Source organism: Psychrobacter sp. FDAARGOS_221, assembly GCF_002313155.2.
Classification (GTDB): domain Bacteria; phylum Pseudomonadota; class Gammaproteobacteria; order Pseudomonadales; family Moraxellaceae; genus Psychrobacter.
Genome location: NZ_NWFK02000001.1, coordinates 705,833 through 726,170, shown reverse-complemented (window position 1 = coordinate 726,170; position 20,338 = coordinate 705,833). Strand labels below are relative to the sequence as shown.

The 20,338-nt window shown below is 41.4% G+C and carries 16 protein-coding genes and 1 pseudogene; 15 read left to right on the top strand and 2 right to left on the bottom strand.

The window, feature by feature from the left end; genetic code table 11:
- Nucleotides 1-44: 44 nt before the first annotated feature.
- A complete protein-coding gene (hemP, locus tag A6J60_RS03080; protein ID WP_096064688.1) occupies nt 45-209 on the bottom strand; it encodes a hemin uptake protein HemP in 165 nt (54 codons plus the stop codon).
- A gap of 306 nt (nt 210-515) precedes the next feature.
- Here hemP and A6J60_RS03075 point away from each other — a divergent pair, with 306 nt between their 5' ends.
- The 11 genes and pseudogenes from A6J60_RS03075 (at nt 516) to A6J60_RS03030 (ending at nt 14,885) form a co-directional block, all read left to right on the top strand.
- Nucleotides 516-1,667 (top strand): NUDIX domain-containing protein, encoded by a 1,152-nt coding sequence (locus A6J60_RS03075; protein WP_096064687.1) that lies wholly within the window; start codon nt 516-518, stop codon nt 1,665-1,667.
- 390 nt (nt 1,668-2,057) lie between these two features.
- On the top strand, nt 2,058-2,786 hold the full coding sequence (locus A6J60_RS03070) for a lipocalin family protein (RefSeq protein ID WP_096064686.1): 729 nt from the start codon (nt 2,058-2,060) through the stop codon (nt 2,784-2,786).
- Nucleotides 2,787-3,040: 254 nt separating this feature from the next.
- Complete coding sequence (locus A6J60_RS03065) at nt 3,041-4,474, top strand: glyceraldehyde-3-phosphate dehydrogenase (RefSeq protein WP_193778015.1); 1,434 nt, start codon at nt 3,041-3,043, stop codon at nt 4,472-4,474.
- A gap of 457 nt (nt 4,475-4,931) precedes the next feature.
- Nucleotides 4,932-6,143, top strand: a complete 1,212-nt coding sequence (gene obgE / locus A6J60_RS03060) for a GTPase ObgE (protein WP_096064684.1) — start codon at nt 4,932-4,934, stop codon at nt 6,141-6,143.
- 169 nt (nt 6,144-6,312) lie between these two features.
- Nucleotides 6,313-7,536, top strand: a complete 1,224-nt coding sequence (gene proB / locus A6J60_RS03055; protein ID WP_413772358.1) for a glutamate 5-kinase — start codon at nt 6,313-6,315, stop codon at nt 7,534-7,536.
- Between the two features lie 148 nt (nt 7,537-7,684).
- A complete protein-coding gene (gene hemE / locus A6J60_RS03050; protein WP_096064683.1) occupies nt 7,685-8,842 on the top strand; it encodes a uroporphyrinogen decarboxylase in 1,158 nt (385 codons plus the stop codon).
- A 119-nt stretch (nt 8,843-8,961) separates the two neighbouring features.
- Nucleotides 8,962-10,029 (top strand): N-acetyl-gamma-glutamyl-phosphate reductase, encoded by a 1,068-nt coding sequence (gene argC / locus A6J60_RS03045; protein ID WP_096064682.1) that lies wholly within the window; start codon nt 8,962-8,964, stop codon nt 10,027-10,029.
- Nucleotides 10,030-10,391: 362 nt separating this feature from the next.
- Nucleotides 10,392-11,198 (top strand): hypothetical protein, encoded by an 807-nt coding sequence (locus tag A6J60_RS03040; protein WP_096064681.1) that lies wholly within the window; start codon nt 10,392-10,394, stop codon nt 11,196-11,198.
- 138 nt (nt 11,199-11,336) lie between these two features.
- Nucleotides 11,337-11,753 (top strand): ATP-dependent Clp protease adapter ClpS, encoded by a 417-nt coding sequence (gene clpS / locus A6J60_RS03035; protein WP_413772357.1) that lies wholly within the window; start codon nt 11,337-11,339, stop codon nt 11,751-11,753.
- Between the two features lie 567 nt (nt 11,754-12,320).
- Nucleotides 12,321-12,446, top strand: a pseudogene (locus A6J60_RS13715) (Clp protease N-terminal domain-containing protein); the annotation flags it as partial.
- 57 nt (nt 12,447-12,503) lie between these two features.
- Nucleotides 12,504-14,885, top strand: a complete 2,382-nt coding sequence (locus A6J60_RS03030) for an AAA family ATPase (protein ID WP_413772374.1) — start codon at nt 12,504-12,506, stop codon at nt 14,883-14,885.
- Between the two features lie 116 nt (nt 14,886-15,001).
- On the opposite strand, the gene A6J60_RS03025 is transcribed toward A6J60_RS03030, so the two are convergent.
- The gene (locus tag A6J60_RS03025; protein ID WP_096064679.1) at nt 15,002-15,196 is read right to left on the bottom strand and encodes a hypothetical protein; all 195 of its coding nucleotides are present in this window, start codon (nt 15,194-15,196) and stop codon (nt 15,002-15,004) included.
- Between the two features lie 383 nt (nt 15,197-15,579).
- Here A6J60_RS03025 and A6J60_RS03020 point away from each other — a divergent pair, with 383 nt between their 5' ends.
- From A6J60_RS03020 to rpsA, 4 genes are all read left to right on the top strand, one after another.
- Nucleotides 15,580-16,323: a uracil-DNA glycosylase gene (locus tag A6J60_RS03020; RefSeq protein WP_096064678.1), complete on the top strand. Its 744-nt coding sequence runs from the start codon at nt 15,580-15,582 to the stop codon at nt 16,321-16,323.
- Between the two features lie 194 nt (nt 16,324-16,517).
- Nucleotides 16,518-17,099 (top strand): tRNA adenosine(34) deaminase TadA, encoded by a 582-nt coding sequence (gene tadA / locus A6J60_RS03015; protein ID WP_096064677.1) that lies wholly within the window; start codon nt 16,518-16,520, stop codon nt 17,097-17,099.
- A gap of 200 nt (nt 17,100-17,299) precedes the next feature.
- On the top strand, nt 17,300-18,010 hold the full coding sequence (gene cmk / locus A6J60_RS03010; RefSeq protein WP_096064676.1) for a (d)CMP kinase: 711 nt from the start codon (nt 17,300-17,302) through the stop codon (nt 18,008-18,010).
- A 176-nt stretch (nt 18,011-18,186) separates the two neighbouring features.
- On the top strand, nt 18,187-19,869 hold the full coding sequence (gene rpsA / locus A6J60_RS03005; protein ID WP_096064675.1) for a 30S ribosomal protein S1: 1,683 nt from the start codon (nt 18,187-18,189) through the stop codon (nt 19,867-19,869).
- Nucleotides 19,870-20,338 lie beyond the last annotated feature (469 nt).

The following is a 20,338-nucleotide window of genomic DNA, read 5'->3' as shown; positions in this document are numbered from 1 at the left end:
AAGGACAGCCGTTGAGCTGTCCTTTTTATTTTAGGTGTTAGTATTTATTTGGTCAGAATCAAACGATTATTTCGGGTTAAGCGCAATCGGTATTCTTCACCTTCATGCTGAATTCTAATCTCTTTGGTTAGGGCAAACAGATGCTCAGACTGTAGCATAGGAAGTTGATTGTCACGTAAATGAAGTGCACGAGAAATAATAGTCGCCATGATCTATCCTCTGGTTGTATGAATGTTTAAATAGTTGAGTTGATGGATAATCATTGCCACAAAATATAATTGATAATGATTATCATTAACTTGATTATTATTGATTATCATCTAATTTGCAAGTATTTTTTTAATAGATTGCAAAATGCAGCATCCGCTTTAAATAAATGATAGTTTGGTGTTTTAATATCTAACTATTAGCAACAGATACCAACTAAGCCAGTAATGGATAAAATATAAACAGTTAAAATAAAACAATTAAAAAGTTAAGATAATTAAGACAAAAATAAAGAGGTAGGGGCAACCATGCGACAGATAGATGTGGCGATAGCAGTGATTCATCATGGACAGCATTATTTATTAGGCTATAGAAATGCGCAGCAACATCAGGGCAACCGCTATGAGTTTGTGGGTGGTAAAATTGAAGCCGATGAAGCGCCTAAGCAGGCTCTCATCAGAGAGGTTAATGAAGAGATTGGGCTAGACATTTCAATTGACAGTCAGATAAATAGATTGGGAATACTGCGTCATCACTATCCTGGACAAGACGGTGAAGAATCAAAACAAGTCTGCTTGCATGTGTATCGAGTGCAGCTATCAGATGCCCAATATCAGCAGCAGCTGAAGCAGAAACAAGGTACAGAAGGGCAGGCGTTAACCTGGGTAGATTTGGCTGATTTATTAGCGTCTCGCTATCCGTTACCGGAGGCTAATAAGTCGATACTGGCGTGGCTGCAAGTCGGGGATAAAATTAGTATTACTTTAAATTTGGGTGAGCCTAAAGCTGTCGATAACCCAGCGTCTGTTACCTCAAAATCAGAAAGCTTAAATGTCAGCTCAACAACTCAGCGCTCAACGATAGAGCAGCAAACTCAAGCTTGGGTCAATTATTATACTCAGTATTTACCCGAAAACGCTTATGTCTATTGTCGTCTTAAGCAAGCTGAACTTGATGATCAGCAGCGACTAATACTGGATTTGATACAGCAGCGCCCAGATCTTAAGTTAATTATCAGTAGTGAGTTGGCGGTGTATATGATGGAGCAAAATAGTACACAAGATAATACCTTGCCAAAGCAGGTCAGGGCGCAGCATTTAACCCAGTCTCAGCTGACACACTGGGCCAATCATCCGCCAACAGATGCGCAACAATTACCCCAGTTACCTATCACGGTCAGTTGTCATGATGCCGCAAGTATCCAGTTAGCCAACAGCTTGGCACAGCAGCGGCTCAATCAGAAGCTATCTGTACTAGTCGGGGCATATATTTCTCCTATCAAGGCGACTAAAACACATCCTGAACGTCAAGCGTTGGGTTGGAGTGAAGCTGAACAATTAGCCTCATTATCTGAGATACCTGTTATTGGCTTAGGCGGACTGGCACCGAGTGATCTTAGTACGGCAAGACAGTATGGTGTCGATAAGGTTGCTGGGATACGTGCTTTTTTAACGCAATAATCTGAAAAGTTTACGTTAATCGTATTAGTTTACAAACCGTATCTTAATAACACATTTTCTCGATAGTAATATACCGAATGCAATTCTATTATACTCAATATAAAAGCAATCAAGATTTGAGAGCCAGTTAAATAGCGGTCTATTTATTGGTTACGAACCAAATATAAAAGACAGCTCGTAATCTCGTAATGGCTGACAAGCAATAACGGCTATCAATCAATAATAAAGTTAAAGTAAAGCCAAGTTAGTGACACTCAAATCAGGATAAGCTATTACCAATTAAGTTATGCAAAATTAAATGACAAATGTCTAGTTATGTCGATAAGTGTGAGTAACATCACACCCCCATATTAGATATTAAATTCGACTCAAATGATGAAACTACTTACTATGAATGATTACAATCCAGATATCCCAGAGCGCCCATTTATGAAAGCGCTGTTAAAACACACCGGTATTGCATTGGCAATATTAGTACCATTAGCGGCCTATTCATCGATTTCACATGCCAGTACTGGATCAGCAGAGATGGCAGCTACACAAACAGCTACCCAAGCCCCTGTTACTCAGCCTACCTCTGTTGATCGTGTTGATTTAAACAAATATGCCGGTCAGTGGTATGAAATTGCGCGTATGCCAATGTACTTCCAGCGCAACTGTGCGTCTGATGTAACCGCCACTTATACCTTAAATACTGATAACTCAGGCTCTATTAAGTCGGTTGATGTGCTTAACCAATGCAAAAAGACAGATGGCTCAAATATGACGGCCAAAGGTCTTGCCAAGCCAGCCAATGATACTGGTAGCGAGCTAAAAGTGTCATTTTTACCGAGTTGGTTAAGATGGCTACCAGTCGGTAAAGCTGACTATTGGGTATTAGCGCTTGATGGTAAAACTGCTGATGGCATGGTTATTGACCAGGAACAACAAGGCCAACAACAAGGCGAGTATCAAAGTGCATTAGTGGGTACCCCTGATAACAAGTATCTATGGATATTATCACGTACACCGACATTGCCAGAAGAAACCATTAGCCAGTATAAAGCCGCAGCACAGCAGCAAGGCTATGACATTAGCCAGTTGAAAATGACGACGCATACCTCACAGTCTGCACAGTAGGTTGTGGTTAGTTAATAGTCGTTATTAACTGTTACTGGTTAGCCATAGCTTTTGCTAATCAAATAAGCAATTATTCATTAAACCAATAGTTGGGTTTAGGTTTAGCGACTGGCTAAAATTGCCAATATGATTTAAAATCTATCCTGATAGCTTATGAGCTCATTCGATTACCAATCAATGAGCTCTATCAACTGTAAGTTAGCGCCTACTTTTTTGACTAACCTTTCACTTCATTTATCCAAAGGAAGACTATTGTGAGTAATGCTAATACGCGCCGTGAGTTACACCAAAACTATTTGGCTAACTATCAACAACAAGAAAGCAAAGCCTATGAGCTTGCCAATCAATTGCATGATTTATACGTTAACAAAGACGTTAAAGTAAACTTATTTGGCGATAGCCTAAACGGTTTGGCGGCTTCTGAAATTCTAACCAAAGTTCAGCAAACAGCCACTCGTAATCAAGGCACTGCACTGAGCATTGATGACATAGTCGCTACTATCAAGCAAGTTGCTGATAACCAAGAAATCACAACTGCTGTGGTTGATGCTGGTCAATTAGTAAAAAATAAACTAAGCGTTAATGACGCTTTTGCAAAAGCTGATAAGTCACAGTCTGCAACAAGTGAAGCTACCGATGTTGTGCTATACGGCTTTGGTCGTATTGGTCGTATCTTAACGCGCCTGTTACTACAAGAAGCGGTTACTGATAAAGGTCTACAGTTAAAAGCATTCGTTGTACGTCCAGGTAAAGAAGGTGATTTAGCCAAGCGTGCATCACTACTTGAGCGTGACTCTGTACATGGTACATTTGCAGGCTCTGTAGAAGTTGATGAAGAAAACCAAGGTATCTTGGTTAATGGTCGCTTTATCCAAGTAATCTATGCCAACGATCCAAGTGAAGTTGATTACACCAGCTATGGTATCGAAGACGCTATTGTTATTGATAATACAGGTATCTGGAAAGACGAAGATGGCCTAGGTAAGCACTTAAAAGCCAAAGGCGTGAAAAAAGTATTGCTAACGGCACCATCAAAAGGCGATATCAAGAACGTTGTATATGGTGTGAATAATGACACTATCGGCGATGACACTATTGTTAGTGCTGCAAGCTGTACAACCAACGCTATCACACCATCATTAAAAGTTATCCATGATGAGTTCGGTATCGTTAACGGTCATGTTGAAACCATTCACGCATTCACTAACGACCAAAACCTAATCGATAACTATCACAAATCTGATCGTCGTGGTCGCAGTGCGGTATTAAACATGGTTATTACCAGCACTGGTGCTGCTAAAGCAGTAGGTAAAGCACTTCCTGAGCTAAACGGTAAATTAACGGGTAATGCTATTCGTGTACCAACACCAAACGTTAGCTTGGCTATCTTAAACCTAAATCTTGAAAAAGCACCAGCCAGTGCAGACGCGCTAAATGAGTTCTTCAAACAAGTGTCTGATAGCGATGCATGGCAATCACAGATTGCTTACTCTGATTCAACAGAAGCTGTTTCTACTGACTTCGTTGGTACTAAGCATGTGGGTATCTTTGATGCACAAGCGACTATCGTGACAGACAACCATGCTACTGTTTACGTTTGGTACGACAACGAAGTGGGTTACAGCACTCAAGTATTAAGAGTGGCTGCTCAGATGGCAGGTATCCACTATACCAATATCAGCGCATAATCTATATTAGTCTTTATTAATAACAGTACTGATATATGCGCTTAGCATTTGTTTGCATCACACGCTGATACTAATTTAGTCTTATGGTATCAGCGTTAAATGTTTAACAGCTGAAGTGTAAAATTGTGAATGAGTCCAAGCAAGTGACTGGGACGATTTGCAACCATGCCCGATAATCGTTATGGTTATCGGGTATTTTTATGAATAATAAATATTAAAAATAAATCATTAGAATGCTGTAGAATACGCAGTAATGAATTTATTACTTATTTTTAGCCAATAATTTTATAAAATATAATTACTCTAAATATGATACGTACTGATAAGTATAGTGCAGCATCACATAAATAATGCAGCACTGACAGACAGAAGCATATTGCAGCTGTCATAACGTCAATTAAGTCATATTTAGCCATTTAAGATACACCAATTTAAGAAAAGTTAGGGAGCAAGACCAATGCGATTTATTGATGAAGCAATTGTTACTGTCAAAGCAGGAGATGGCGGTAACGGCATTGTGAGCTTTCGCCGAGAGAAGTATGTTCCTCGGGGCGGCCCAGATGGTGGTGATGGCGGTAAAGGCGGGGATGTGATTGTTGTTGCTGATGATAACACCAACACTCTTGTCGACTATCGTTATACGCGCCGTTATGATGCGGGCCGTGGCCAAAATGGCCAAAGTAAAAACTGCTCAGGCAAAGGGGCAGATAACATTTATTTACGCGTACCCATTGGTACGACTATCGTAAATAATGAAACTGGAGAAGTGATCGGCGATTTGACTGAGATCGGTCAAGAGCTATTGGTTGCCAAAGGCGGTGACGGCGGTTTGGGTAATACCCACTTTAAAAGCTCAACCAACCAAGCGCCACGTAAAGCGACCTCAGGCTTTGAAGGCGAGTTAAAAGAGCTTAAGTTTGAACTAAAAGTTGTGGCCGATGTGGGTCTGATTGGTCTGCCAAACGCAGGTAAATCAACCTTTATTCGTCAGGTCTCTTCAGCGAAACCTAAGGTTGCAGACTATCCATTTACTACCTTGGTGCCTAATCTAGGCGTAGTGGATGTCGGTTTACACCGTTCATTTGTGATGGCTGATATTCCAGGTTTAATTGAAGGCGCCTCTGAAGGTGCTGGACTTGGTATCCGCTTCTTAAAACACGTGGCACGTACACGCCGTCTGCTACATATTATCGACATTAAGCCGATAGATGGCAGTGATCCGGTTGAAAATGGCCGAGTTATTTTAAATGAGCTGGAGCGTTTCTCTCCTGAGCTGGCCAATTTGCCACAAATCCTGATTTTGAACAAAATTGATCAGGTACCAGAAGAAGATGAATTAAATGAGCTGTGTCTGCATATCGTGGCTGAGTTAGGTTGGACAGGGGCTGTATTCAGAACTTCAACCTTAACCGGCGAAGGCGTCGATGATGTTAAATATCATCTGATGAATGAGATTGAGCGTGAGCAAGAGCGTGAGGAAGAAGATCCATTGTTTGCCGAAGCGCAGAGAGAAAGATTCCTACGCTTAGAAGAAGAAGTACGCTTGAATACCGAAGAGCAAAAAGAAGCCTACCGTGCGGCTCGACGTGCTCAACGTGAAGCTGCCTTCAATATGGAACTTGGCGACGATGACGACGATGATGGTGTCGAGGTCATTTACGCACCATAAGCAAAAGCGTCTAAAAAGCAAAGCAATACGCTATGTATTTAAAATTTAAACAACACCCTATAGCGCACTGACTGGCTATAGGGTTATAGCGCGAAAAGATAGCCTTTTTTAGTACAGGGCATAGTACCATTTAAATATATAGATGAATCAATATATTATAGGAAGGATTATGAGTGCTAATAAAAGCGATAAAAAAACAATAGCAAATCAAAATCAGGGCAGCATCCCAAAACCTGTCGATTCAAGTGATGAACGCTTTAATACTGAAAAACGTTCTTTTAAATTACAGCGTGTCATTGTAAAAATTGGCTCATCATTACTGACCAATAATGGTAAAGGGCTGGATCGAACAGCCATTTACGAATGGGCCAGCCAAATTGCTAAGCTGCATAACGAGGGCAAAGAAGTTATATTGGTCTCTTCAGGTGCGGTTGCCGAAGGTGTAGTACGTATGGGCTTAGAAGAGCGACCTAAAAAGCTTGAAGGTCTGCAAGCGTGTGCCGCTATCGGTCAAATGGGATTGATTGAAACTTGGTCATCAGCGTTAATCCAAAGCGGTGTCCAAAGTGCTCAGATTCTATTAACCCATGATGATTTGTCTAATCGCGAGCGCTATTTAAATACAGCCAACACCTTAAGTAAATTACTGTCTTGGCGTGTGCTGCCAGTAATTAACGAGAACGACACCATTACCGTCGATGAAATTAAATTTGGTGACAATGACACCTTAGGTGCTATGGCAGCAGCCATGGTCAGCGCTGATCTATATATCATTCTAACTGATCAAGACGGTGTCTTTACGGATAACCCACGTGAAAACCCAGATGCTAAAATGATTCGCCAAGAGCGCGCGATGGCAGATTATTTATTTGATATCGCTGGTGAAGGCGGTAAGCTGGGCAGCGGCGGTATGTTAACCAAAATTCGTGCCGGCCGTTTGGCTGCCATGGGTGGTTGTCCAACCGTTATCGCTAACGGTAGCATTGATAAAGTCATTACTCGAGTCGCTGCTGGTGAATCGGTCGGTACCTTATTGAAAACCAACCAAGCCGATAAGATCATTGCGCGTAAGCAGTGGCTAGCGGCTCACTTACGTATGGCAGGCACGTTATTTATTGACTCAGGTGCAGTTGAAGCGATTACCGTTCAAGGAAAGAGCTTATTGCCTGTTGGTGTGGTTGAGATTCAAGGTGATTTCGATGAGGGTGACGTGGTTGCTTTGGTCGATTATGATACCAAAGAGCGCATCGCAGTCGGTCAGGTCAACTTCTCATCGGATGAAGCGAAGCGTGTGGCACGTGAAAAAACCCAAAACTTTGATAAAATTTTAGGTGAGTCTGAAGACAGAGTGGTTATGGTTCATCGTGATGATATGGCCATTTTAAATAAATAAGAAGTTGCATGATGTATTGGCGCTAAACATTAAGCTTAAGACGACCAGTCACGTTTGGCGTGAATATAAACCGCGAGCTTATATTATTAAACTGAATAAATATCACATGAAACACCATATAAATCAGGTGGATTAAAAAGAGATAATAATGTCTATTACTAATACAAGTAACCGTATCGACGATCAGCTAGTCAACGGTAATCAAAATGAGGATGTAAACTTGACCAATACAACACATAATTTTGCACCTTTAAAAAATGACCGTTTACTAAAAGTCCTGCGCTTTGAAGATGTTGATGTGACGCCAGTATGGATGATGCGTCAGGCGGGTCGTTATCTGCCTGAATATAAGGCGACGCGTGCAGAAGCTGGAGACTTTCTAAGCTTATGTAAAGATACGGCAAGAGCCACTGAAGTGACGATGCAGCCGCTACGCCGTTTTGATTTAGACGCGGCAATCCTGTTCAGTGATATTTTGACCATCCCTGATGCCATGGGTCTAGGCCTATACTTTGAAACTGGTGAGGGTCCAAAGTTTAAACGCACCTTACGCACTGAAGCAGACTTTAAACAGTTAGAGCCGTTTGATGCTAACGATTCATTAGGCTACGTGATGGACGCAGTAACCAGCATCCGTAAAGAGCTTAACGGACTGGTACCATTATTTGGATTCTCAGGTAGTGCGTGGACCTTAGCCACTTATATGATTGAAGGCGGCAGCTCAAAAGATTATCGTTATACCAAAGGCTTGCTATACAGTCAGCCTGAATTTTTACACAAGATTCTGCAGCACACCACAGATTGCATTATTGATTACTTAGATGCACAAATCGTGGCTGGTGCTCAAATTGTTCAGTTGTTTGACAGTTGGGGCGGCGCATTGGCGCATCGTCAATTCGTGGAGTTCTCGCACAACTATAACAAGCGTGTGGTTGCAGAGCTGAAGAAACGTCATCCTGATATTCCTGTAGTGGTATTTACCAAAGGTGGCGGACTGTGGTTAGATGTACAAGCTGACAGTGAAGCAGATTGCTTAGGATTAGATTGGACCATGCCGTTAGACAGAGCCAGATCAATTATCGCTCAGTCTGGTAAGAAAGTTGCCGTACAAGGTAACTTAGACCCAGCGACTTTATACGGAACACCTGAGTCAATTCGCCTAGCCGTTAAGCTGATGCTTGATGATGCTTATGCGTCTGGTGAGAAGACAGGATATGTTGCAAACCTAGGCCATGGTATTACCCAGTGGGTAAATCCTGAAAATGCCAAAGTATTTGTGGATGCAGTACACAGCTACAAGCTGTAATACATTCAACAGTTGTCTTATAGCTTGTTTTAGGTAGGCTATAAGAAAGCGTAATATGCCAGCGGTTATTTAACTGACTGGCATAAAAGATAAAAAATTATAATCAGATAGGATGAGATATGTTGCAAGTAGCCATCGTCGGCGGTACCGGATACACAGGTGTGGAGCTTATACGCCTGTTGTCCTCACACCCAGAAGTCACTATTAAGTGGCTGACATCACGCTCTGAAGCAGGTAAGCCAGTGGCCTCTATATTTCCAAGTTTGAGAGGGATTTCAGATTTGGTTTATAGTGATCTGGGTGAGCAGACAGTAGAAGCCTTAGCTGAGTGTGATGTGGTATTTTTTGCAACACCGCACGGTGTGGCGATGCAACAGGCTCAAAAACTGGTGGATGCAGGGGTAAAAGTCATTGACCTTGCAGCAGACTTTCGTTTGCAGTCACTTGAAGCGTTTGAACATTGGTATAAGCATCAGCATGCGTGCCCAGAGTTGTTGAAGCAAGCCGCTTATGGATTGCCAGAGATTAACCGTGACGCGATTAAGTCGGCACAAGTGATTGGTAATCCAGGCTGTTATCCAACCACCGCTATTTTAGGCCTAAAGCCAATCATCGATGCACAAAATGCAGACAATAAGCAACTGGTCGAATCGCGTATAATTATCGATGCTAAGTCAGGTGTATCAGGTGCTGGACGTCAGGCTAAGTTAAATTTAAACTATGCTGAAACCACTGATAACTTTAATGCTTATGGTGTCACTGGGCATCGTCATTTACCTGAAATTGAGCAAGGTGTACATCAGTTATTAGGCAGTAAATTTACTCATAACATTCGTTTTGTACCGCACTTAGTGCCGATGATACGCGGTATGTTTACGACCATTCACCTTGGGCTGACTGAAGAGGCAAGCAAGTTAGATCTGCAGTCTTTATACGAAAATGCTTATAAAGATGAGCAATTTATAGACGTGCTACCTCAAGGTGAATATCCTGATACCCGTAGTGTTAGAGCCAGCAACCGATTGCGTATAGCGGTTCATCAAAATAATGACAGACAAGAAGCCACTATTTTGGTTGTGCAAGATAACTTGGTTAAAGGCGCTGCAGGACAAGCTGTACAGTGTATGAACGTTATGTTTGGCTTTGACGAGGCGTTAGGGCTTAACCATGTTCCAGTTGTCCCTTAGTCTGTCATAAGAGCGTTTATTTTAGCTGTTTTGCTTGCTGTTGATTGATGAGTACAGTTGACTCAAGGATTTGATAAGTTTTTTGATAAAAATCAATATTTTATATAATTTTTTTGTTATTTAAACTTGATGGATAGCTAAGTAAATTTATTGTAGCTTAAGTTGATGCCTTGGGTTAGTATGGCATCAATGATTGTCGCACCAATGAGTTAGAGTTTTCATCGATGCTAATATGAGGTTAGTTATTGTTTTAAGAGTTAGGTATAATACGTAGCCTTAAATCTTCTCTGACCTTAAATTTAACATTAATAGTTTTGGCGCTTTAACTCATTGCCGATTCACCAGATACGAGTCTAGAACACATGCCTACCGAAATTAGCAAACCCAGCCCTAAATTTGTTAAGTCATCATCTAATAAATTGATGAGCCCGCTGGTATTGGTATTATTTGCTAGTGCCGTGCTATTAACTGGGGTGATGGCTATGGCATTTGGTCATAAGTTTGGTTACTACCGAGGTTATCAAGCATCGCAAAAAGCCTATGAAGAGCAAAATGAATCTCAAGAGTTGACCTCTGAAGGTATCCAGCAATTGAAGGCCAATGTTACTTCGTTAACGTCGCAGTTAGAAGCTGCCAAAAAAGAACGTGATATCAGCTTAAATAACTTAGGTCAGTTGCGCTCAGATATCCAAGAGCTGGAAGTGAAAAACTTACAGTTATTGCAAGTCAATGATGTTTATGCCAATAGCCTGATTGAGCAGGGCGGCTTACCATTGCAAATCGTAGGCGCTAAGATGCAACCTTTGCCAGAAAACGCCTTTGAGTATCGTTTTGATGTGGCCATGTTATCGAAAGATGGGCGACAGCATCGATTAACGCCAACCTTAACGTTGCTTGATGAAGAAAATCTAGTAGAAGTGCCATTAGAACCGAGTACCTATAATATTCAAGGTATGGCTCGAATCCGTGGACGCTTTGTGATGCCAAAAGGATTTAGCCCTAAGCAGGCGAAATTGACACTAACGGCTAACGAAGAAGAGGTTGAGCAAATCTATAATTGGCAGTTATCTAGCCCGGTAGACGCCATGCCAATGTCTTTATCTGAAATTCCAGAAACCGATCAACGTCCTGTTACCGATGGTAAGAGTGGCGATGATAAAGATAAGTAACCTTTAATAAGTAATAGCTATAGGAAACTTGTAGGATAAGTGGTGATCAAGTCACCGCTTAATCACGATAATTCTTAACAATAACTCTTAAACAGTAAGCAGACCGATGTAGCTTAAATATAATTTATGAAACAACCAATGAATACTGACAATATCATGAATAAGCAAGTATCAGCGGACTGGCATCATCCTGCCTCACTGCCTATTATGCCGACCACTTTGCCTTCTCGTCTGATTGATGAGCAGCCGCAAGAGGAGGGTGAGGTAGATGTGATGCTGGCTGACCCTGAAATTGCTGAGCCGCCGATGTATGCTGTGGTGATGTATAACGATGACTATACGCCAATGGAATTTGTGGTCTATGTGCTACAGTCAGAGTTTCGCCATAATATAGATGACGCGGTTGAGATTATGCTCAATATTCATCATCAAGGCCGTGGCATTGCTGGTATTTATCCTAAGGATATTGCTGAAACCAAAGCCAAAAAGGTTAATCAAACCGCGCGTAAAGAGGGCTACCCGTTATTAAGCCAAATTGAGCCGCATCAAAGCTGATAGGATAATAAACAACGGGCTAGACCAATAAGCTTAATCCAGTTGGCTTTATCTTTGATTAAACGAAAACCTCTGAATATCCTAATTGGGTGTTCAGAGGTTTTTTTGTGCTTGTTAAGCTTCGATTAACACATTATCAGGGTTCGCTCTTGATTTTTGGGTGAGTCAACCCTACTAAGTAGGTATGAGTATGTGGTATAGATCTGGCTAACGCCTTGTTAATATTTATATTTTGAGTGTTCCCAACTGCCAAACCAGAGTGATAAATTCATCAATATGAAACAATAATTGTCTTAGATGGCTATTAAATGGTTGCTGTGCAACAAATATGATGTCTTTGGTTAGGTAACTGAAACACTTAAACTAAAATTTAACTTGCTAATGAATGGACTAAAGTGACACTATTATAAAACCACGGTTGAACAAAAATAGACTTTGATAACCCCAGGCCAATGCCAAAATAATAAGATGAGTCCTTTAGTTGCCATCTGAGCAATAGGCGAAGAGTAAAGTAATTACTCTCAAGATCTAACCCATTTAAAATAACAATATAATTAGGATATCTCTATGTTAAGTCGTCATCTCGAAGTTTCATTACGTCTTGCCATGACTTTGGCACGACAGAAGTCACACGAGTATTTGACAGTGGAGCATTTATTGCTGGCACTGCTCGAAAATAACAACGCCGTCACCACTCTAAAGGCGTGCGGCGCAGATATCAGTAGCCTGCGTACAGATTTAGAAGCGTACATAGAAAAGCATACGCCTAAGATTGATGCTGATCTTGAACAAACGCCTCAAGCAACACAAAGCTTTGACCGTATCTTGCAACGTGCCATATTCCATGTGCAATCGATTGGCTCAGGTAGACTGGTGCAAGGCTCAGATATCTTAGTATCTATGTTCTCAGAACACGATACCTATGCGGTTTATTTGCTTAAAAAGCAAGGCGTTAGTCGTCTTGAACTGACACAGTATTTATCACACGGTACCGATGGTGATGAGACGCGTAGCAGTCAAAACGATGCGGAAGCCGAAGAGGGCAAAGCAAGCCGTGGCAAAAAAGATCCATTAGAAGAATATGCGCAAAACTTAAATAAGCGCGCAGCAGAGGGCAAAACAGACCCATTAATCGGTCGTGAAAGTGAAATTGAGCGTACCGCGCAAGTGTTGTGCCGTCGCCGTAAGAACAACCCATTATTAGTGGGCGACCCTGGTGTGGGTAAAACCTCTATCGCTGAAGGCTTGGCTTGGTTAATTATTAACAATAAAGCGCCTAAGCCACTACAAGGCTGCGTTATTTATAGCCTCGAAATTGGTACCTTAATCGCAGGCACCAAGTATCGTGGTGACTTTGAAAAACGTATGAAAGCATTGCTTGATGAGCTTAAGAAAAAGCCAAATGCAATTTTGTTTATTGATGAGATTCATATGATTATTGGCGCAGGTTCGTCGATGAGCAGCAATATGGATGTCTCGAACTTAATCAAACCTGCTTTGGCCAATGGTGAGCTAAGATGTATTGGTTCAACGACCTTTACTGAGTATCGCCAAGTATTTGAAAAAGATCATGCGCTATCGCGTCGCTTCCAAAAAATCGATGTCAATGAGCCAAGTATTGATGACAGTATCGAAATCTTACGTGGCTTGAAATCACGTTATGAAGAGTTCCATAATGTTGAGTATACCGATGACGCTTTAGTGAGTGCGGTACAGCTGTCAGCCAAACACATTCATGAGCGCTTTTTACCAGATAAAGCGATTGATGTGATCGATGAAGCAGGTGCTTATAAGCGTTTGGGTATTACTCCTGATGCTGAGCAAGTAGCAGATGAAGATCAGTTGATTAGTGACATCAGTAGTACTGATTATACCGCTGAAATTGATGCTGATGACTCAGGTTTAGACAATGATGCGGATGCTAATACTAGCAGCTTAGATGATAGTGTTGAAGCCGAAAGTACTCAGAAAGAGACTACTGAAGCAGAACATGGTTCAGAGAATAATGACGCGGCTCAAGAAGAGCAGCAAACAGAAGCGCCTGCTCCGACAGTGATTGATGTAGAAGACATTGAAGCCATTATTTCTAAATTGGCACGTATTCCGCCTAAGTCTGTCTCAAATGATGACAAATCATTGCTGCAGCATCTAGACCGTGACTTGAATCGCTTAGTGTTTGGTCAAGAGGAGGCGATTAAGACGCTATCAGATGCTATTAAGCTGTCACGTGCTGGCTTGAAACCCACTGACAAGCCGATTGGTTCGTTTATGTTTGCAGGTCCTACCGGTGTTGGTAAAACCGAAGTTTCTAAACAGCTTGCCAACTTGATGGGTATTGAGCTGATTCGCTTTGATATGTCTGAGTACATGGAAGCGCATACCGCGTCACGTTTAATCGGTGCGCCTCCAGGCTATGTTGGCTTTGATCAAGGCGGTCTGTTAACCGAAAAGATTAATCAACATCCGCATTGTGTATTACTGCTGGATGAGATTGAAAAAGCGCATCCTGATGTGTTCAACTTGCTATTGCAAGTCATGGATCATGGCTCGTTAACCGATAACAATGGCCGTGTCGCTAGCTTTAAGCAAGTAATCTTAATCATGACTACTAACGTTGGTGCTGAAAATATCAGTCGCTCTTCTATGGGCTTTACCAAGCAAGATCACAGTAAAGACAATACAGAAGCGATGAACCGAGTGTTCACACCAGAGTTCCGTAACCGCTTGGATGCCATTATTCAGTTTAACCCGCTTGACCCATCGATTGTCATCTCGGTAGTTGATAAGTTCTTAGTTGAGCTTCAAGCCCAATTAGATGATAAACAAGTGGTGTTAGAGATTGATGATGCGGTACGCGAGTACTTAGCAGAAAAAGGTTATGATCGCTTGATGGGTGCACGCCCAATGCAGCGCTTAATCCAAAATGAAATCAAAAAGCCACTAGCAAACATGGTGCTGTTTGGTGACTTGGTTGATGGCGGTGCGGTGCATGTGACCTTAAGCGAAGAAGCGTTTGATAGTGCGATTGATGATGATGGCAAAGCGGCCGCAGAAGGCAGCCGTATCTTGTTAACTGTCGTCGAGCAGCATGGCCAACGTGGTGTTGAATACGCTGATACCGAAGAAGGCTAATAATTGCTAAGGTTGCAAGTGAATAAAGCTAGCATTATTGCTAGCTTTATTTGTTATAGTCGGGGCGATAAATTGAAGTGAAAGGCAACTGAGTAAAAGTATCGTTGTTGAAGGTTTTATTTTTCTACTTCAGGAATGTCGATATCAAGATTCAATTCTTCTTTCATCTCACTTGCTAATTGATAAAATTCCTGCTGCTCTTGTAGTTGTTTTTTACTATGATAACTGCTCAAAAGTAATAGGAGATGGGAGACGACTGCAGCAATAATTACTACTAGTAGCCATTTTGGTACTGTATTTTTGTTTTGCATTCAATCACCTAATCTGAAGAGTCTATTATTAATACTCTTCATGTTTGTTGCCGTCTTGCTTAATAAGAAAAGTATAGCGAAACGGTTAAGCAGTATCAACGTATCAATTATTTCACTGTAATACTGCTTATATTAGGTACACGCCATAGTAGTGTTGTTATAAAAGTAACTACTATATGCTTATAGAGTCGCTAATATATTTAACCCGAATATCAACTCTTTTTTCCAATCCATTGGTTTCAGAAGGCTTGTTAATTTAGATTGTAGAATAAAATTTTTCTAAGCCTTTATTTTTCAATAACTTACAAAGAGTTAAGAGTGGGGTATATTTAGCAACTCATTATTTTTTTAGACGTGCATAAAACAATACAAGGTAAGCACATATGGACTTATTTGAAAAAAATCTAAAAACTCAAAAAACAGACGCTGAAAAACAGGCGATATTGGCCAATGTCAAAATGCCAGAAGACTGGAAGCAAGCGTTGGCTGACGAGTTAACCTCAGACAATATGGACAACTTGCGTGACTTTTTAAAACAAGAATATGGCTCAGGTAAAAGTATCTATCCCAAAGCCAGTCAAATGTTTAACGCCTTTAATTTAACCCCACTGTCTAATGTGAAAGTGGTGATCTTGGGTCAGGATCCTTATCATGGGCCAGGGCAGGCCATGGGGCTTTCATTCTCGGTTCCTAAAATGATTCCGATGCCGCCATCACTACGTAATATTGTTAAAGAAATGGCCGATGACATTGGCACATTGACTCCACGACACGGTGACTTGACCACATGGGCGGAGCAGGGTGTGTTATTACTTAATGCCTCATTGACGGTAGAAGAGGGCATGGCAGGCAGTCATCAAGGTAAAGGCTGGGAGCAGTTTACTGATGCGGTGATTGATGTGGTAAATCAGCAGACCCAAAATACAGTGTTTATTCTGTGGGGTAGTAAGGCCAAACTTAAAGGCCGCTTTATTGACACTGATAAGCACTTGGTGTTATCAGCTGTGCATCCCTCGCCATTGGCTGCGAACAGAGGCGGCTTCTTTGGTAGTAAGCCCTTTTCAAAAGCCAATCAGTATTTACAGCAGCATGGTAAGACTCCTATTCAATGGCAGTTACCACAGTAAAACCAATTAAAATAAAGCGACTTATATAAAGTGGCTCATATAAGGTAACTAGGATAAAGTGACTTATATAAATGAACTAACATAAAGCAATCGCTACTGAGTATTAAAGCTATTTAAGAGTTAAGTCGTTGAAGTTGAGTATTAAAGCAATTAATTATTGAAGCCATTAAATTTTGACCTGTGTTGTGAGCCTTATGAGCCATCCTAATCGTTTAAGTTCCTACCAAGGGTTTGAGTCTTCTAGTGAAGCACTTAGCTACCTAGCTAGTGCCAAATATTGGACATTAGCTGATGTTAAGTTTATGCGGCGAGCTTTATCGTTAGCAGCGCGCGGAGCTGAGCTAGAAGAAGTGCCTGTTGGGGCAGTGCTGGTTTGTGATGGTGAGGTGATTGGTGAAGGCTTTAATCAACCTATCACCAGTCATGATTCGACAGCACATGCAGAAATTGTGGCCCTACGCTGTGCTTGTGAGACAATACAGAACTATCGATTACCGCCGAATACCACAATGTATGTCACGCTTGAGCCATGTACCATGTGCTTTGGGGCTTTGATACATGCGCGCCTTCAGCGCTTAGTGTTTGCCACATACGAGCCACGCGCCGGCATGGTAGGCAGTCAGTTAGATTTATCAAAAATGGGCTTCTATAATCACCGAATAAAGGTGAACTCTGAACTTTTACGCTCGTTAAGTCAGCAGCAATTAAAGTCATTTTTTAAAGCCCGGAGACAACAAAAAAGTCAGGCAAAAGCCACTGGGCAAGTTAGCAATTAAATCGTCTAATTTTGACTGGTGAAAGCGTTAGAAATTTGTTATAATCCGGCCCTATTTGCGTTTATTGCTTACAGTTGTACTGTTTTGGTGATGAATGCAATGATAGATAGACAATGATTAATGGTCATAGCCAATGGCGCGTTATAGAGCTTATAAGGCTAGGACTTAAGTAAACTAAGCAGCGATAATAGGTGACTAACATGGGCTTTCCTGTCATTACCATCGATGGGCCAAGTGGCGCAGGAAAAGGTACTGTGTGTTTAAGGCTGGCACAAGCATTAAACTACCGCCTATTAGATTCAGGTGCTTTATATCGCATTGTTGGCCTAAAAGCATTTGAAGCCGGACTGCTAAAACAAGACAAGCCTGACCTAGATGCTGATGATGAAGTGAACATTGCGCAAATAACTGAGCAGCTTGATATTCAGTTCTTGCCGCAAGCATCAGGGCAAGTTGATATTGTGGTTGATGGTCATAATGTGGCGGGCGAGATTAGAAATGAAACCGTCGGCGGTTATGCCTCAAAAGTGGCAGCCTTGCCTAAAGTTAGAGCCGCCTTATTGGCATTGCAACAAGACATGGCCAATGACTCAGGCTTGATAGCAGATGGCCGAGATATGGGCACAGTGGTGTTCCCAAATGCAGATGCTAAAGTGTATCTGACAGCCAGTGCTGAAGCACGCGCAGAGCGCCGAGTGGCTCAATTGCAACAAGCGGGTCAACAGGCAGACTACGCAGCAATATTACAAAGTATTCAAGATAGAGATGCACGCGATGAAAATAGAAGTGCCTCTCCGTCAAAACCGGCACCTGATGCTTTACTATTAGATAGCTCAGAGCTTTCTGCAGATCAGGTGTTTACACAAATCAAAAACTTCTGCCAACAAAAAGGCATTAGTTTTAGTGCATAATTTTTTATAATAGTCTTTTGTTATAAACAATCGTTTTAGATTTTAAGAGAATCATCTTTCAAAATAACATTTTTATCAAATGAGAGTAAAAGAGTAAAACCAGCGTCAATCTTTTATTCTCATTAACTTGAACCGTACTGTGCTGGACAGGATACGGCTATATTAAGGTAATCATAATGGAATCATTTGCTGAACTATTTGAAGCGAGTCTAGAAGAGCAGGGTCTTGATATTGAGCGTGGCTCAGTTATCAGCGGTGCTGTTGTAGCAATCGATAGCGATTGGATTACAGTTGACACTGGTTTAAAGTCTGAGGGTGTGGTAGCTCGTGAAGAGTTCTTAGACGACAATGGCGAGCTTGAAGTAGCAGTGGGCGACAGCGTTGATGTGGTAGTTGAGGCTGTTGACAACGGCATGGGTCAAACCCTACTGTCGCGCGAAAAAGCAAAACGTGTTGAAACTTGGAATGCGCTTGAGAAATTATTTGAAGGCGATGAAATTGTAAAAGGCGTTATCTCAAGCAAAGTAAAAGGCGGTTTTACTGTTGATATCGGTTCAGTACGCGCTTTCTTACCAGGTTCATTAGTAGATGTACGTCCTATTCGTGACACGACACATCTTGAAGGCAAAGAGCTTGAGTTCAAAATCATTAAGCTAGATCAGAAGCGTAACAACGTTGTTGTTAGCCGTAAAGCGGTTATGGAAGCTGAAAACTCAGCTGAGCGCGAAGAGCTATTGAACAAACTTGAAGAAGGTATCGAAGTTGAAGGTATCGTTAAAAACCTAACTGACTACGGTGCATTCGTAGACTTAGGTGGTATCGACGGTCTTCTACACATCACTGATATGGCATGGCGCCGTATTAAGCACCCATCTGAAGTGGTTGAAGTGGGTCAAGACCTTAAAGTTAAAGTACTTAAGTTTGACCGTGAGCGCAATCGCGTAAGCCTAGGTCTAAAACAACTAGGTACAGATCCATGGGATAACGTAAGCGGTACTTACCCAGTAGGTAGCATCGTTAAAGCACGCGTTACTAACTTAACTGATTATGGTTGTTTCGCTGAAATTTCTGACGGTATCGAAGGTCTAGTACACGTTTCAGAAATGGATCACACTAACAAAAACATCCACCCATCTAAAGTAGTTCAGATTGGTGACGAAGTTGACGTTATGATCCTAGATATCGACGAAGAGCGTCGTCGTATCAGCCTAGGTATCAAACAAACTCTACCAAACCCATGGGAAGAGTTCGATAAGAAATATGACCGTGGCGATAAGCTAACCGGTACTATCAAGTCAATCACTGACTTTGGTATCTTCATCGGTCTTGACGGTGGCATCGATGGTTTAGTTCACCTATCTGATATCTCTTGGAACGAAGCTGGCGAAGAAGCTATCCGTAACTACAACAAAGGCGACACTGTTGAAGCTATGGTTCTATCAGTTGACGCTGAAGCCAACCGCATCAGCCTTGGTATCAAGCAGTTAAGCTCTGATCCATTCAACGAATACCTAGTTGCTAACGACCGTGGTTCAATCGTAACTGGTACGGTTAAAGAAGTAGACGCTAAAGGCGCTACTATCACTTTAGCTGACGAAGTAGAAGGTTACTTACGCGCTTCTGAAATCCAGCGTGATAAAGTTGAAGATGCTACTAAGCACCTAAACGAAGGCGACACTGTTGAAGCGAAAATCATCAGCGTTGACCGTAAGTCACGTGGCATCAGCTTATCAATCAAAGCGAAAGATGAAGCAGAAGAGCGTCAAGCAATTAAAGAGCTTGGTAGCACTCAAGCTGCTCCTGAAGCACAGCCAAAAACAATTGGTGACTTGATTAAAGAGCAAATGCAAGAAGACTAATCACCGCTTATTTTGATAATAAGTTGAGTGTTAGTTAGTGGCTATGTCATTAATTTTAATATCATAAATTGAGTTTATTATTTTTGATATGGCCCTAATATGAAGTCAAAAAATAGGAGTGACCCTCGGGTTGCTCCTTTTTTGTTGCAAAAAACGATTATTACACTACAAATGTCGAAAAAAGTTGCAGATAAACTCCACAGCAAGGCCAAGTTATGATTTAATATCTACTTAAGCAATTAAATACAATACCATTTATTTAATTGCAGGGTCTCTAGCTATAGACTTAACAATGAGTGAAAAAGCTCGAATGTGCTATTAGCTAAATTAAGCACTGAAGCAATACTAAATATGGCACAAGTACTGGGTATTTTCCTTAATGACTTTAAGATCAATATGGAATATAAATCCCTCTTATTTAAACAGCCACTGTATCAAATTTTGCTCAAAATCAGTTAAAGGACTAGCG